Annotated in this window: 14 protein-coding genes; 5 read left to right on the plus strand and 9 right to left on the minus strand. The window is 70.1% G+C overall.

Annotated features, from left to right (window positions below; all coding sequences use genetic code 11):
- Nucleotides 1-25: 25 nt before the first annotated feature.
- From KRR39_RS10115 to KRR39_RS10130, 4 genes are all read right to left on the minus strand, one after another.
- The gene (locus KRR39_RS10115; protein ID WP_216941894.1) at nt 26-766 is read right to left on the minus strand and encodes a GAF and ANTAR domain-containing protein; all 741 of its coding nucleotides are present in this window, start codon (nt 764-766) and stop codon (nt 26-28) included.
- A complete protein-coding gene (locus KRR39_RS10120) occupies nt 763-1,566 on the minus strand; it encodes a GAF and ANTAR domain-containing protein (protein ID WP_216941895.1) in 804 nt (267 codons plus the stop codon). Before KRR39_RS10120 ends, KRR39_RS10115 begins: the two co-directional genes overlap by 4 nt.
- Nucleotides 1,567-1,646: 80 nt before the next feature.
- Nucleotides 1,647-2,486, minus strand: a complete 840-nt coding sequence (locus KRR39_RS10125) for a glucose 1-dehydrogenase (protein WP_216941896.1) — start codon at nt 2,484-2,486, stop codon at nt 1,647-1,649.
- A gap of 133 nt (nt 2,487-2,619) precedes the next feature.
- Nucleotides 2,620-3,285, minus strand: a complete 666-nt coding sequence (locus KRR39_RS10130; protein ID WP_254185652.1) for a PAS and ANTAR domain-containing protein — start codon at nt 3,283-3,285, stop codon at nt 2,620-2,622.
- 469 nt (nt 3,286-3,754) lie between these two features.
- Between KRR39_RS10130 and KRR39_RS10135 the strand changes: the two genes are divergently transcribed.
- Nucleotides 3,755-4,378: an antibiotic biosynthesis monooxygenase gene (locus tag KRR39_RS10135; RefSeq protein WP_216941898.1), complete on the plus strand. Its 624-nt coding sequence runs from the start codon at nt 3,755-3,757 to the stop codon at nt 4,376-4,378.
- Between the two features lie 114 nt (nt 4,379-4,492).
- On the opposite strand, the gene KRR39_RS10140 is transcribed toward KRR39_RS10135, so the two are convergent.
- Nucleotides 4,493-4,888, minus strand: coding sequence for a hypothetical protein (locus tag KRR39_RS10140; protein ID WP_216941899.1), 396 nt, complete (start codon nt 4,886-4,888; stop codon nt 4,493-4,495).
- Complete coding sequence (locus tag KRR39_RS10145; RefSeq protein WP_216941900.1) at nt 4,888-5,472, minus strand: hypothetical protein; 585 nt, start codon at nt 5,470-5,472, stop codon at nt 4,888-4,890. The genes KRR39_RS10140 and KRR39_RS10145 overlap by 1 nt, the downstream gene beginning before the upstream one ends.
- Nucleotides 5,473-5,680: 208 nt before the next feature.
- Here KRR39_RS10145 and KRR39_RS10150 point away from each other — a divergent pair, with 208 nt between their 5' ends.
- A complete protein-coding gene (locus tag KRR39_RS10150) occupies nt 5,681-7,780 on the plus strand; it encodes a bifunctional diguanylate cyclase/phosphodiesterase (RefSeq protein WP_216941901.1) in 2,100 nt (699 codons plus the stop codon).
- A gap of 106 nt (nt 7,781-7,886) precedes the next feature.
- On the opposite strand, the gene KRR39_RS10155 is transcribed toward KRR39_RS10150, so the two are convergent.
- Nucleotides 7,887-8,549, minus strand: a complete 663-nt coding sequence (locus KRR39_RS10155; RefSeq protein WP_216941902.1) for a TetR/AcrR family transcriptional regulator — start codon at nt 8,547-8,549, stop codon at nt 7,887-7,889.
- A 208-nt stretch (nt 8,550-8,757) separates the two neighbouring features.
- Here KRR39_RS10155 and KRR39_RS10160 point away from each other — a divergent pair, with 208 nt between their 5' ends.
- On the plus strand, nt 8,758-9,369 hold the full coding sequence (locus tag KRR39_RS10160) for an NADPH-dependent F420 reductase (RefSeq protein WP_216941903.1): 612 nt from the start codon (nt 8,758-8,760) through the stop codon (nt 9,367-9,369).
- Between the two features lie 19 nt (nt 9,370-9,388).
- On the opposite strand, the gene KRR39_RS10165 is transcribed toward KRR39_RS10160, so the two are convergent.
- Nucleotides 9,389-9,535 (minus strand): response regulator transcription factor, encoded by a 147-nt coding sequence (locus tag KRR39_RS10165; RefSeq protein WP_254185654.1) that lies wholly within the window; start codon nt 9,533-9,535, stop codon nt 9,389-9,391.
- Complete coding sequence (locus KRR39_RS10170; protein ID WP_216941905.1) at nt 9,532-10,095, minus strand: MEDS domain-containing protein; 564 nt, start codon at nt 10,093-10,095, stop codon at nt 9,532-9,534. Before KRR39_RS10170 ends, KRR39_RS10165 begins: the two co-directional genes overlap by 4 nt.
- A 138-nt stretch (nt 10,096-10,233) precedes the next feature.
- On the opposite strand from KRR39_RS10170, the gene KRR39_RS10175 reads away from it, so the two are divergent.
- Nucleotides 10,234-11,961 (plus strand): DEAD/DEAH box helicase, encoded by a 1,728-nt coding sequence (locus tag KRR39_RS10175; RefSeq protein WP_254185655.1) that lies wholly within the window; start codon nt 10,234-10,236, stop codon nt 11,959-11,961.
- Between the two features lie 86 nt (nt 11,962-12,047).
- The gene (locus tag KRR39_RS10180) at nt 12,048-14,327 is read left to right on the plus strand and encodes a PP2C family protein-serine/threonine phosphatase (protein WP_216941906.1); all 2,280 of its coding nucleotides are present in this window, start codon (nt 12,048-12,050) and stop codon (nt 14,325-14,327) included.
- Nucleotides 14,328-14,359 lie beyond the last annotated feature (32 nt).

The raw sequence follows: 14,359 nt of genomic DNA on the forward strand, positions 1-14,359 counted from the left end.
CAGGAGCCGGCCGTGCCGACTGACGTCAGGTACACGGGTGGGAGCGTCTCCGGGTGTCCACGATCATCTGCGCGACATCCCGCAGCTTGACGTTGCTGTCTTGCGAGTATCGGCGCAGCACCTCGAAGGCCCGGTCCTGATCAAGGGCGTACCGCTCCATCAGGATGCCCTGCGCCTGACCGATGAGCTTGCGAGAGTCGATCGCCCGGGAGAAGTTCTCAGAGTCCTGGACCCGCGACAGGGCGATGGCCGCATGGCGAGCCAGGACATGCGCGGTCTGCACATCGGCATCGGAGAACTGGTGGGGCCGGGCGTCGTACATGTTGAGGGTCCCCATCGTCCGCTCGCTGGCGTAGAGGCGCACCCCCATCATGCTGCGGAACCCCACCGCCGCCGCGGTCGAAGCCCAAGCGGGCCACCGCGCATCCGTTTCGGTGTCGGTGACCAGGACGCAGTCACAACCGTTGACCATGGACAGGATCGGTCCCGCGTGGACCTCCACCTGTTTCTCGATGAGGGCCGCGATGGCCGGATCCGTGCTGGCCACGATCTCCAGCCGCCGTCTGGCATGCACGAACACCACGGCCGCATGACCACAGTCGACGGCAGCACGGGCGAAATCGAGCACCCGGTCGACGGTCTCCGGAACCGTCGCCTCCTCATGAACCGACAGAGCCATCTGCGCCAGGTCGAAACCGCGGGTATCCCTCCCCGTCCACAGAACCTCGCGCGCACGGGGACTGGAGGGCGACGGCGTTTCGGTCACGCAATCAGCATGACACCGCCTCGAGCGAGTGTTTCGAGACTCGGGGCCTCTTCTGATCCTCCCACGACCACGACCCTCGGCAGGCCGGCGCGGACCCCTTCGTCGGGCCCGGTCAGCCGGTCACCGCGCGTGAGTGCGCGGTCGCGACGATCTCCTCGGCCACCTGGCGCAGCTTCCACGTTGCGGTGCGAGGACAGGCGCTTCAGGAACGCGAAGGCGTGCTCGTCCTTCAGCTCGTAGCGCTCCATGACGATGCCGACCGCCTGCCCGATCAAGGTCCTCGACCGCACGGCCTGCTCGAGGTCCCCCACGTGACGCGCATAGCCGATGGCCTGCCCGGCCTGGTGGGCGAAGAGCGCACTCAACGCCGCGTCGTCCTCGAACGCACCGACCGTCTTCGAGTAGAGGTTCAGGGCGCCGTTGGACTGCGGGGTGTCGAAAAGCCGCACCCCGATCTGCGAGCGGACGCCCAGGGAGGCGGCCACGGCGCCGTACGCCGGGAACCGCTCGTCGAGGGCGAGGTCGCCCGACACGACCTGGTCCGTGTGCGCGGCGGCGTCGTAGCACGGACCCTCCTGCAACCGGTACTGCTCTGCGTCGAGTCGCACGATGACGTCGTCCGTCGGCGCCGCCGTAGCAAGCGTCCGATCCGCCCGCAGGATGGTGATGCTGCTGGCGTGCACGTCCGGCAACAGCTCCACCGCCGCCGCGGTGATGTTCACGAGCGTCTGGTCCAGATCGCCGGGTTGCAGTCTCAGTGCCAGCTGGCGTGCCGTCTCCAGCAGCGTTCCGTCAGTCATCCGGGAAGCGTAGTCACCCGAAGGACCTGTCGAGGTCTCGGGTCGAGGGAAGCCGGTCGGCACCACCCGCGACGTCGGCGCTAGAGGATCGGCCGGCCGCCGGTCACCGCGATCCGAGCGCCTGACATGTAGCTGCCCTCGTCCGAGGCGAGCAGGACGTAGGCACCGGCGAGCTCGGCGGGTTGGCCCGGACGCCCCAGCGGGGTGTCGTCACCGAACTGCTCCACCTTCTCCGGTGGCATCGTGGACGGGATCAGCGGCGTCCAGATCGGGCCCGGAGCCACGCTGTTGACCCGGATCCCCCGGGGACCGAGCATCTGGGCGAGGCTGGCGCAGAAGTTCGCCACCGCTGCCTTCGTCGCCGCGTACGGCGCGAGGTCCGGTGAGGGCATGTCCGAGTTGACCGACGTGCTGCCGATGATCGACGAGCCGGGACGCATGTGCGGCAGGGCGGCCTTGACCAGGTAGAACATCGCCGACACGTTCGTGGCGAAGGTGTGCTGCCACTCGCCGTCGGTGACGTCCTGGATGTCGGTGTGGCTCATCTGGTAGGCCGCGTTGCTCACCAGGACGTCGACCCGACCGAACTCGCGCACGGTTCGCGCGACGATGTCCCGGCAGTGGTCCGGCTGCGAGATGTCCCCGGAGACGACGAGCGCCTTCCGTCCGGCCTCGGCGACGAGTCGGGCGGTGTCCTCCGCGTCCTCGTCCTCCGACAGGTAGCTGATGACCACGTCGGCACCTTCACGGGCGTAGGCGATGGCCACGGCGCGACCGATCCCGCTGTCGCCGCCGGTGATGACAGCGACCTTGTCGGTGAGCTTTCCGGACCCCTGGTAGCTGGCCTCGCCGCAGTCCGGGACGGGGTCCATGGCGCGCTGGGTTCCCGGAACTTCCTGTTGCTGGGCCGGCTGGTTCATGGGGCTCCTCGGGTCGCGGTCTGGACGCGCGCGGTACCCCTCCCCTGACGGCGCAAACGAGGGACGAGACCCGGTTCCGAGGGACTGACGCCGGAGTCGGACCGGGGGCCGGCACTCGAGACGGTGGCGGCGCTCAGTCAGACGCCGACGTTGGGTCACGTGTGCCGGCCGCCTCGCTGAGGACGGCGTGCACCCGTGCCGCGCAGGCGTCGATGCCGTCCTCGGCCTGTCGGGCGAGACCGGAGGTCAGTCGTTCGGCGAGGTCGTGCACCTTGATGTTGCTGTTCTGGGAGTGAGCGCGCAGGACGGCGAACGCGGCGTCGGGAGGCAGCCCGAACGCCAGCATCAGCATCCCCTTGGCCTGCTCGATGGTGGCGCGGTGCGCGGTGACGCCCACGATGGCAGCCTCCACCTCGACCTGGGCGTCGCAGCGGACCACTTCCGTCAGGTCGACCATGGTGCCTGCCAGCTCGACCACCTCGCCCCGGTCGTCGAGCCGCCCCCACCCGGTCACCAGGACGGTCCGCCTGCGCCGTCTCGCATCGAGGAGGTGGTGGTAAGAGGCGTACGGCGTGCCGCCGAGCAGCGCCTTCTTGAACGCCAGCCGAGCCCCCGGAACCTCATCGGGATCGACGTGGCTCAGCATCAGCTCCCCGGACGGGACGACCTCGCCGGGTACGAACCCGTGCATCGCGAACATCTCGTCGGTCCACGTCCAGGTGGCCCCGTCGAACCTGTACCTCCCGACAGGCGGCGGGGTCCCGGAGGACAGCGCTTCAACTGCTTGGTCGAGACCCATGGACATGGCCCCTCCCCGTTCACATCCCCGCACCGGGGGTCGCGGTGCCGCCGAACCAGACTGCTCGAGTTCGATCCGCCGCCGTACATAATAGCGACACCGGAACGGGAAACGGGAGCAGGAAAGAGCCAGGACTCGGACTGTCGCTGGGGGTTCGGGAGCCGCGTGCCGGCTATGACAGCGGACTGCCGCACATGACGGGCGACGAGTCGGGTACCCAGAGGTCAGTCGTTTCATGGAGACCCTGTGGAGCGGCCGCGGGCCTGCGCTGGGCCCAGGTCAAGAAGCGGCCGCCCGGCGCGGGTTCCTCCTCTGGCTCCCCAGCGTGGCGGCCGCTCAGATCTCGCCGTACCTCACGCACCGAGGTCGGGCGAGTCCGAGATGGCTATTGTCCCGCCCCCGTTCCGGGGGCAGCGTTGGACGAGACGGTAGCGCCGTCGGGGTGCTGCCCCGAGCAGAGGAGCTCATCGTGCATGCACGCACCACGACCCTCCAGGCTGAACCAGGCAAGATCGATGACGGCATCGCGTACGTCCGGAACGAGGTCCTCCCCCGGGTGACCGACACGGACGGATGTGTAGGGATGTCGCTGCTCGTCGACCGCGAGAGCGGCCGATGCATCGCCACCACCGCGTGGGAGTCGGAGGAAGCGCTCCGCGCCAGTGCCGAGACGGTCCGTCCGCTGCGCGAGGCCGCGGAACGCGCCCTTGGAAGCACCGGCAGCTCCGTCGACACCTGGGAGGTGGCGGTCGTCCACCGCGACCACGCACTCCCCGAGGGCGCCTTCGCTCGTGTCACCTGGCTGAGCGGCGACTCGAACACCGCCGATCGCGCCGTGGAGATGTTCAGGATGGGTGTGCTTCCCAAGGTCCAGGAGCTGCCCGGGTTCTGCAGCGCCAGCCTGCTCGTCAGCGCCGAGGCCGGTCGCGCCGTGGGGACGGTGATGTTCGAGACCCGTGAGCAGCTCGTGGACAGTCGCGAGGCGGCCACCCGGATTCGCAGTGCCGCCAGCAAGGAGGCCGCAGCGACGGTCGACGACGTCGCGGAGATGGAGGTCGCCTTCGCCCATCTGCACGTACCCGAGATGGCCTGATCCGCGGGGCATCTGCGCGCCTGCTCGGCTCCGGCGTCACCGGTACGTCGGCTGAGCGGCGCGCTTGCGTGCACGCGATCGCTGCAAGGTCTGACGGTCCTGATGGCCGGGTGACTAGATCGCCAGCAGTCGTTGGAAGAAGTCTCGATAGCGCTGCAGGGCTCCTCGCAGATCCTCGGTGGAAGGTTCACCCTCCGCCCACTGACCCTCGAGCTCACGATGCTGGCTCTCGAAGGTCGCGGACAGCTTCTGCAGGACCTCGCCCACCAACTTGTCGGCGTCGCTGACCGCGCTGCGGGGGTCATCCACGAAGCCTTGCTGGATCGCCTCCCAACGGGCCCGCAGATCGATGACGGCCTCTTCGGGGACCAGCTGTCCCGTGCCAGCCGTGCCGGACGCCGATGTGTCCGGCCTCTCGGAGCCGACCGCGTCAGCAGCCGCCGGATCTGGCCGGGTCACGTCCGTTACGGACTCACGCGAGCCGGAGGACTGGTCGTCTTGTGGGGTCATCACTGCTCCTCGGTGTCGGTGGTGCCGGATGCTCGACCCTCGTCGGCGGCGCCACGGTTCTCGAGCAGCGCGTCGACCAACCGTCGATAGGAGGTGACTGCCTGGCGTAGCTGCTCGGTGTCCGCCTGGCCCTGTGCCTGCGCCACCGCGACGCGGTGGGCATCACGGTAGTTCTGTGAGACGTCAGGGTGATCGACTGAGATGTCGTCGGCCCGCAGCTCGAACTCGTCCACCGGGTAGCCGGAGTCCCGCATCATCTGGATCACCAGGCGGTCTGCCCGCTCCACGGCGCTCCCCGGCTCGTCGACAAATCCCCGTTGTATGTCGTTCCAGTCGTCGCGGTAACGGTTCGCGGCCGAGCTGGACAGGGGCCGGACCTCGAACTGTGAGCGTCGCTTCTCGCGCTGCTTCAGATCCTTCTCGGCAGCACGCCGGTCCCCCGTCTCGTCGACGGTGCGCTCGTACTCAGGACCGAACCGCTGCTGGAGCTGGGACGAGCTTCGGCGCTTGGCCAGCAAGAAGGCGACCAGCGCGGCCGCGACAGCCACGACGACGACAACAACGACGACGGTGATCGTGTCCATAGCGCCTCCAGGGCTGTGTGGCACGCTAGCCGCTCCGAGAGGACGGTGTCCAGACGCCCGGAACCCCGCTGCGCACGTCCCGGACGCTGAGCGTGACCTAGACACGAACACGCCTTTTTCGGCAATGTGGCATGTGATCGGTCGACATGGCCGATAGTCAGGCGTGCACCAAACCATGACGTACCGGGCCGGGATAGCGGCTCTCGCCATGTCGGTCGTGATGTACCCGGCCTTGCCCGTCGGCTCGGCGCGGTCCGTGGGGTACGACGTGATCGCGGTGGCGGCCGTAGGTTTCGCGTTCCTCGGCCTCGGCAGACAGCGTCCCGCGCACCGGGCCGGCTGGCTGCTCGTCCTGCTCGGGTTCGCCGGCTGGGTCGTCGGCGACCTGGTCTACTCGGCCGAACGCGGGCTCTTCGGGATCACCGCTTACCCGGCGCCCTCCGACGCGGTGTACATCGGCTCGTACTTCGTGCTCGCCGCCGGGTTGCAGCGGATGGTCCGCCGACGCGGTCAGCTCCGCGACCTCACCCCACTCCTGGACGCGGCGATCGTCGCCACGGGCGCCGCGGTCGTAGCCGGGGTCTTCGTCATCGCGCCCATCGCGCACGACTCGACACTGACCATGCTCGGCAAGCTGACCAGCTCGCTGTACCCGCTCGCGGACGTCGTCCTGGTCGGCATCCTGGTGAGGTTGTGGATGACGCCCGGGGCCCGCACGGCGGCGTTCCGCCTGCTCCTCGGCGCCCTCGGCCTCACGCTGTCCGCAGACGTGGCCTGGAACGTGTGGTCACTCAGCACCGGCCTGGTCGCCGGGCCGTGGTGGCAGGACTCCCTCTGGCTGGGCAGCTACCTGCTGGTGGCGGCCGCGACCTGGTCGTCGTCCATGCACGTGGTCTCCGAGCCTGCGCACGGCGCTGTGTCGAACGCGAACCCGCGACGACGGCTCTTCGTCCTGGCCGGCGGCCTCATGCTGCCCGGGGTCTCCCTGGCGGCCGACGGTCTCCTGCACGCACGCATCCTGTGGCAGGTCGTCGCGGTGGGATCCATCGTGCTGTCCGGCCTGGTGCTGACCCGGATGGCGGGACTGCTCACCACCGTGCAGGCCCAGGCGGTGCAGCTGGCTGCCCTGGCGCGCGCCGACGGTCTCACGGGTGCACCGAACCGGCGGACCTGGGACCACGAACTGTCCAGGGCGTGCCGGTCGGCTCGTGACTCGGGGGCTCCGCTGGTGGTCGCGCTGCTGGACCTGGACCACTTCAAGAGCTACAACGACACCCACGGCCACCAGGCCGGCGACCGACTCCTGCGGGAGGCGGTGAGCGCCTGGACCGACCTGCTCGAGGTCGACCAGCTGCTGGCCCGGTACGGCGGCGAGGAGTTCGCGGTCCTGTTCCCCGGCCGCACCGAAGACGACGCCTACACCCTGCTGCAACGGCTGCATGCCGTCACACCGCACGGACAGACCTTCTCGGCCGGCCTCGCGCTGTGGGACCCGACGACCGAGCCTGCCGCCGTCATCGGTGCTGCGGATGCCGCGATGTACGACGCCAAGCGGTCAGGTCGGAACCGGGTGGTGATCTCCGAACGCGCGGGACCCTACGGCGCCCTCACCGATCTCACCATCGTCCTCCAGCCGCTGGTGCACCTGGCCGACGGTGAGACGTTCGGCATGGAGGCGCTCAGCCGCTTCCCCGACCGTGACCCGGTCTCGGCGTTCGCGGACGCCTACCGGGACGGTCGCGGATTCGAGCTCGAGGCAGCCGCCATCACCGCCGCACTGGTCCACCGCACGGAGGGGCTGCTGCTCTCCATCAACGTGAGCCTGGACGCGCTGAGCAGCAACGAGGTGCTGACCTGTCTTCCCGACGACCTGGCCGGCATCATGCTCGAGGTCACCGAGCACAGCGACCTGGAGTCGTGGGCGGACCTGCAGCCGCTGCTCGCCGATCTACGCCACCGGGGCGCGATCATCGCAGTCGACGACTGGGGACAGGGATACTCCAACCTCGACCGGCTGCTGCGCCTGCAGCCCGAGGTCGTCAAGCTCGACATCTCCCTCGTGCACGGAGTGCAGTCGGCCTACCACCGCGCCACCATCCGCTCCATCACCGGCTGGGCCGACGAGGTCGGAGCCACCGTGTGCGCCGAAGGCATCGAGACGCACGACCAGTGGCGACAGCTGCGCGAGCTGGGCGTGCACAGCGGCCAGGGCTACCTCTTCGGACGACCCACCGCCCCCACCGCGCCGAAGTCGGTGTCGGACACCACCCCGCGCGGGGACCCGGTCGACCTCCCGGCAGCCAGATGAGCCCGGAGCCACGCCGGCACCACTCGGCGTGTGCTCGCACCCGGTCGGATCGAGGCCGTGGGCGATCACCGGCCAGGAGCGACCTGGGCTGCGCGAGTCCCAGTCCCTACCTCACCTTGCTGAGATGGACCATGGCGTCGTACAGCTGCTCGTCCGTCATCGGCGGCTCGGGGATCGTGTGTGCCCGCTCGGCCCGGTAGGCGTCGAGCATGAGGTAGAGCTGCCGTCGCCAGGCCGTGGGCGCCTTGGCGCTGGTGGCGTCGATGATCCGGCCGTTGGACCAGATCAGGTTGATGATGTCAGCCCGGGTGATGTCAGCGCGAGCCTTGCCGGCTTCCTGGGCCCGGGCGAGAACGTCATCGATCTGTTGGCACATCACGTCGTGAATGTGCTCGGTCTCAGAGTTGCCGGGGAAGCGGCGGGAGAGGAAGTCGTTGAAGCCTCGGTCTCCTGCCTGTACGACGAACAGGTTGTCCAGGTAGGCGACGAACCCGTCCCAGGGGTCGTCCATCCCGACGGCCTTGTCGGCCCCGGCGACGAACTCCTGGAGCCGAGGCCTGAGGGCAGCCATGAGCAGGTCCAGGCGAGTGGGGAAGTGCCGGTACAGGGTGCCGATGGCGACGCCGGCATCGCGAGCGATCTTCTCCAGGGAGGCATCCACGCCGTGGGCGGCGAACTCGGCCTGCGCCGCGGCGACGAGCTTGTCGCGGCTTTCCCGGGCATCCCGGCGCAGGGGCCTCTGCACCTGCTGGGGTTCGCTCTGGCTCACCTCCTCAGTCTACCGACGATGCTGAGGACACCCTCCGCTTCGGCGCTGTACAGGTGTCGTCGGTGCGCCCGGGCTACGGCACTCGACCACTCCTCCCCCAAGTCGAGGGGGCCCTCCGGAATAGAATGAGGGGTGCCTCCGGTTGTGCAACCTGAAACGAACGGTGCCTCTCCCGGCACCCGCCCACGCACCACGAAGGGACCTCATCATGACCACCATCAGCATCATCGGCTCGGGGAACATGGCCGCCGCCATCGGCACCCGGGCAGCGAAGCACGGCCACACGGTCGAGCTCTTGAGCCGCAACACCGCCAAGGCTCAGGCGCTCGCCGACCAGATCGGCGAGGGAGCCACCGTCGGCACGTTCGGCGCCACGCCGGCAGGTGACATCGTCATCGTCGCCGTCCCGTACACCAGCGTGGTCGATGCGGTCGCGAAGTACGGCGAGGCGTTGGCCGGCAAGATCCTCGTCGACATCTCCAACCCGTTCAACGCCGACGCCAGTGGACTCGTGACCACCAGCTCGGCTGCCCAGGAGATCGCGGCTGCCGCGCCCGAGAGCGCCCACGTCGTGAAGGCGCTGAACACCATCTTCGGCCACGTCCTTGCGAAGGGCACACCGCTGGACGCGTTCATCGCGGGCGACAGCGCGGAAGCGAAGTCAGCTGTCGCGGAGTTCCTGGAGAGCGTGGGGCTGCGGACCCTCGACGCAGGGGGGCTGCCGGCGGCCGCGATCCTCGAATCGGCCGGCCTCCTGCTGGTGGGGCTGGCGCGCAATGGGGCCGGCTTCGACCTCGCCCTGGGCGCCGAGGTCCACTGAGCAGCGCGGGGCGTCGAGCTCAGACGAGCCGTGTCCGGTGTCGTATGGCGAGCACGGTCAGCTCGACTCGGGAGTGGATGCCGAGCTTCGTGTAGATGTGCTTCAGGTGCGCGTCGACGGTGTGCGGTGACACGAACAACCGCTGGGCGATGTCCTTGTTGATCAATCCCTTGGCGACGAACCCGGCGATCCGCAGCTCGCCCGGGATGAGCGACGGCCACGGGTCCGGCACGTGTGCGTCGGGGGCGCAGCGTTCAGGGGACGTCTGTCGGGGTCGGCCACCTCTGCGTCGTACTCAGCCCGGGTCGCGAAGTGCGGGTTGTCGAGAACCGTTTGATCCAGGAGCACGACGGGGTGGGTCTTGAGCACGGCAACGAGGTGGTCGAGCCCGAAGCGCTGCAGGTCGTACAAGCACAAGAAGACCGCCGGCTTCCGGTCCACGATGTCGTTGAGGGCCGCCTCGTAGACGAAGAAGTCATCGGCCCCATGCGGCTCCAGCAGCACCCCGGGCCACGGCATCTCCCCGGTTGCCCGCAGCAGTCCAGGCCCCCCGGCGGTCACCTCGTCGAGGGTGTCCGAGAGCACCGAGGTCATGTGCTCGACCGAGAACTTTCCGGACTGCAGGTAGACCTCCGCCGCCGGGCGCACGTCGAACCGATGCGTCGGTGGGTCCGCGACGCCGGCCTCGCCGACCGCCTGGGCACGCGCGTTGGTCGGCAATAGCACTGCGAGTCAGGACGGCATTTCGTCGTGCGTCCTCCAGCGACGGTCGCCCGAGCACCGGGTGGACCGGCGCGTCCGGCCGCACAGCGGACGTGGGCGAGCCGGCCCCCTCCGAGAGGGAGACCCCGATAGCGTCCGGGGATGCCCAGTCGTCGCCTCTCCAGCGCTCGTCGACGCAGCGCGTCGCCGGGGCGGGGCGGGACCCGACAGCGACCGTTGCCGTCCGCGGGGCCGGGCGAGCGGCTGTGGGTGCTCGACGTCCCCTACGGGACGCAGGTCGAGGGCGCCACCTGGCACCCGGCCGTCAAGGCCCACCTGTCCGTCGGGCGCGCTGTGCCCGCGCACCTCGCGCCCTACGCCCCCGGGCCGTACACGCTCGGTCGGTTCATCGAGAACACCCTCAACCCCGACAACCCGACGCCCAGCCCCGAGCCGACCGACGCGCTCGAGCCCCGCAGGAGCCAGTTCGAAGCGGCCGATGCCATCGCGGCGCGCGCCGCGGCGGGTGGACGGCAGTTCCTGCTGGCCGACGAGCCCGGCGTAGGCAAGACGATCGCCGCGGTCCTCGGGGCGACGGCGGTGGGCGACCTCCGCGGCGCGCGACGGGTGCTCGTCGTGGCCGACCGGCCAGCCGCGATCACGATCGGCCACTGGTGCCGCACGATCACGGCGCTGGGCGACGGGGGTCTGGAATGGGTCGTGATCACGTGGGACCGGCTGGAGAAGGTCAAGGACCACACGTGGGACGTGATCATCGCGGACGAGGCCCACGCGCTGCGACGTACGACGACGAAGCGGTGGAAGCACTGGGCGCGGATCTCGGGGCACGGTCGGCCGCACGACAAGGCGCCGTTCGTCATCGCGACCACCGCGACCCCCGGACACACGCCCCTGGAGCTGCCGTACCTCGCTCCGGCCTTCGCGCAGGTGCTCGACGAGCCGATGCGAGAGTGGACCTCGGCGGCGCAACCCGGGGCCGTGTTCGCCACCGCACTGGCACGCCACGGCGTCGGGGTGGAGCAGGGGCGCTACGGCGCGACCTGGATCACCGACGCGGCGCGGCGTGCCGCGGACCTCAAGCTGGTGCGCGGCTGGCTCGCCGACGAGCGGCCGCCGGCGATGCTGCACCGCGCCGCGCCGTGGGGACCGGTGCCGATCTCCGGCATGCCGGTGGCGCTCACACCGGCGGAGCGGGCTGCGTACGAGGCCGAGTGGGGGGAGTTCTGTCGTGAGATGGACATCGCGCGACGTGGCCGCAGTGTCGCGAAGGGTCGGGCCGCACTGCTGCGCTTCCGGCAGAAGGCCGGGCTGATCCGTGTCGACTCGACGGTCGCCTGGATCGTCCAGCAGGTCCAGGCCGAGCGCCAGGTGGCGTGCTCGGTCGAGTTCGTCGCGACCGCCGCCGACCCGATCGCCGACCGGCTGCGTGACTCCGGCATCGAGGTGGCCGCGATCTACGGCCGTGACCGGTTCGACCCCGAGGCCGAGCGGCTCCGGTTCCAGACCGGGCTGGCGAAGGTCTGCGTGTTCACCACGGTCGCCTCGATCAGCCTGCACGCCGGCGAGACCCTCGCCGACGGCCGCCGGGCGAGCACCGAGCCGCGGGTGGGCGTCTTCCACCAGGCCCGCTTCTCGGGCATCGCCGGGCGGCAGGTGACCGGCCGCACCCACCGCGACCACCAGGTCTCGCCGTGGCACATCGCGTACGCCGAGGGCACGGTCGAGGAGCAGGTCGGCAAGGTGATGGTGGAGCGGATCGCGGCAGCCTCCGACACGGTGGGAAGCGATACCACCGGTCTCGCCGACCTCGCCCGGCTCCTCGGGGCCGACTGGCTGCCGGCCACGACCCTGACCGAGGGCGGCACCTGACCGGGGCTCCGCTCAGGAAACGGGCATCAACTGTGTGGAGCCACCACGCAGCCGGGAGCGCGTCGGCGCGCGAGCCGTCGAGGACCATGGCGGCCAGCGACGGCTGTGTAACCGTCCCGGTCCGGGTCCGCTTTCCTGCTGTCCGGATGCGGCGTAGCGTCGCCAGTACCGGGTCTGCATCGCTCCCCATCCGGCGGGCATTCGCGGCAACCGCACCGCGGGAGCGGGCCCAGACCCTGCGCGGCTCTCAGGACCCTGGAGTCAGGCCTATGCAAACCCGTGTCGACGTCGAACGGGAGTGGTGGCTCGCGGGTGTGCTGCTGCTGGTGGTCCTGGTGGCACTCGACGTCCTCCTGGGACATCAGATCAACGGCGCCTACGCCGGCGCCGCAGTCCTGACCGCTACGAACGCCGGCGTGCGACGCACCGCGAGCGTCGCAGGGCTGGCCGTGCTGGCGTCGGTCGCCTCAGGGGTGTGGAACGCCAACCTCGGCGGAGCCGAATGGGCGATCCGCTTCGCGGCGTGTGTGCTGATCTGCGGCCTCGCGGTGGCGGTGGCCTCCGTGAACGACCGCCGGCGCAGCCGCCTGGAGCGCACCACGGAACTGGCGCAGCGCGTGCTCGACGCGCTCGCTGTCGAGCTCACCGGGGCCCGCACGGTCAAGGAGGTGGCCGATGGCTTCGTGGGACATGCCGTGGCGACGTTGGGCGCCACCTCGGCGATGGTCCTCACCCTCGACGCAGACGATGTGCTGCGCACCGTCACCTGGCACGGCCGCGGCGGGACGGGCGCGGACCAGTTCCAGGAGGTGCCGCTCTCGGGGAACCTTCCAGGCGCGGTGGCCGCGCGGGAGGGTGCGGACCTGCACTACCGGTCCCGGGCGGAGATCGTGTCCGCATTCCCGGCCCTGGCGGGGTACTACCCCACCGACCGCAGCCTGCACCTGTTGCCACTGCACCGCGACGCGACGACCCACGGGCTACTGGCCCTCACCTTCCCGCCGGACCTGTTCACCCCCGCCGAGGACGGCTTCCTTCACTCGCTCGCCGGGGCGTTGACCAGCGCCATACTCCGGGCCGAAGAGCTCCAGGACCACGACGCCGCCACCCAGCGCATCGCCTTGCTGGCCGAAGCGTCGATGACGCTGTCGCGCAGCCTGGACCTCGAGACGACCCTCGCGGAGGTGGGTCGGTTGCTCGTGCCCCGCTTCGCGGACTGGTGCTTGCTGCAGCTGCTCCGGGACGGGCAGCTGGAGACGGTGACGGTGCAGCACCGCGACCCCGACACCACCGAGTGGGCGCGCTCCCTGACCAGCGCCTTCCCCACCCGCATGGATGCCCCCACCGGCGCCCCCAATGTCGTGCGCACCGGGCAGAGTGAGATCTACCCGTTCCTCCCGGCCGAGCTTGTCGAGGCGAGCGCCGTCAGCCCGGAGCACTTGGCGATCCTGCAGCGGCTGGGCTTCACCAGCGCGATCGTCGCCCCCCTCACCGGGCGCGATGGCGTGGTCGGTGCGCTGACGCTGATCCACGCCGAGTCGGGCCGCCGCTACCAGGACGCGGACGTCGCGTTCCTCGAGGAGATGGCCGACCGGGTGGCGCTCGCCCTCGACACGGCCGCCACGTTCCAGGACCAGTCCCAGCGTCTGGCCGGGGTCACCCTGGTCGCGGAAGCCGCGCAGCGGGCGATCCTGGCGCAACCGCCCGCGCGGATCGGTCCGGTCTCGCTGTCGGTCCGATACCTGTCCGCGGCGGCCGAGGCCCAGGTCGGTGGCGACCTCTACGAAGTCGTGCCCGCAGGCTCTTCGGTGCGCCTGCTGGTCGGTGATGTGCGAGGCAAGGGCCTCTCCGCGGTCCGCACCGCCACCGTCGTGCTCGGTGAGTTCCGTGCCGCGGCCGCCGGACCCGGTGACGTCGCCACCGTGGCCCGCGAGATCGACCGACGGATCCCGCCGTACCTGCTCGACACCGAGGAGTTCGTGACCGCCGTGCTCGTCGACATCGCCCACGACGGCCACTTCCAGGTCGTCTCGTGCGGCCACCCCGCACCCGTGCTGCTGACCGCCCAGGGCGACATCGAGGAGGTTGAGCTCGACTCCTCACCCCCGCTCAGTCTCGGCGTGAATCCGCTGACCGCACACGGCAAGCTCGCCCCCGGCGACCGACTGCTGCTCTTCACCGACGGGATGATCGAGGCCCGCTCCCCCACCGGAGAGTTCATCAACCCCGCCCCGTTCCTCCCCGCCCTCGCCCGAGGAGAGTTCAACTCCGCACTGGACGCCCTCCTGGCGTCCTTGACGCAGGCGGCCGGGCACCGGCTCGACGACGACATCGCCCTGCTTCTCGCCTGTTACGACCCGAACTGAGGCAGGACGCTTCCTGACCTGCCGATGTGCTC

This window comes from Nocardioides panacis (assembly GCF_019039255.1).
In the GTDB taxonomy this organism is placed as follows: domain Bacteria; phylum Actinomycetota; class Actinomycetes; order Propionibacteriales; family Nocardioidaceae; genus Nocardioides_B; species Nocardioides_B panacis.

What these genes read in the sequence shown, in the direction of transcription:
- KRR39_RS10120 (WP_216941895.1), bottom strand. Translation starts at nt 1,566, where the DNA reads ATGACTGACGGAACGCTGCTGGAGACGGCACGCCAGCTGGCACTGAGA.
- KRR39_RS10125 (WP_216941896.1), bottom strand. Translation starts at nt 2,486, where the DNA reads ATGAACCAGCCGGCCCAGCAACAGGAAGTTCCGGGAACCCAGCGCGCC.
- KRR39_RS10130 (WP_254185652.1), bottom strand. Translation starts at nt 3,285, where the DNA reads ATGGGTCTCGACCAAGCAGTTGAAGCGCTGTCCTCCGGGACCCCGCCG.
- KRR39_RS10140 (WP_216941899.1), bottom strand. Translation starts at nt 4,888, where the DNA reads ATGACCCCACAAGACGACCAGTCCTCCGGCTCGCGTGAGTCCGTAACG.
- KRR39_RS10145 (WP_216941900.1), bottom strand. Translation starts at nt 5,472, where the DNA reads ATGGACACGATCACCGTCGTCGTTGTTGTCGTCGTCGTGGCTGTCGCG.
- KRR39_RS10150 (WP_216941901.1), top strand. Translation starts at nt 5,681, where the DNA reads ATGTCGGTCGTGATGTACCCGGCCTTGCCCGTCGGCTCGGCGCGGTCC.
- KRR39_RS10160 (WP_216941903.1), top strand. Translation starts at nt 8,758, where the DNA reads ATGACCACCATCAGCATCATCGGCTCGGGGAACATGGCCGCCGCCATC.
- KRR39_RS10175 (WP_254185655.1), top strand. Translation starts at nt 10,234, where the DNA reads ATGCCCAGTCGTCGCCTCTCCAGCGCTCGTCGACGCAGCGCGTCGCCG.
- KRR39_RS10180 (WP_216941906.1), top strand. Translation starts at nt 12,048, where the DNA reads ATGGCGGCCAGCGACGGCTGTGTAACCGTCCCGGTCCGGGTCCGCTTT.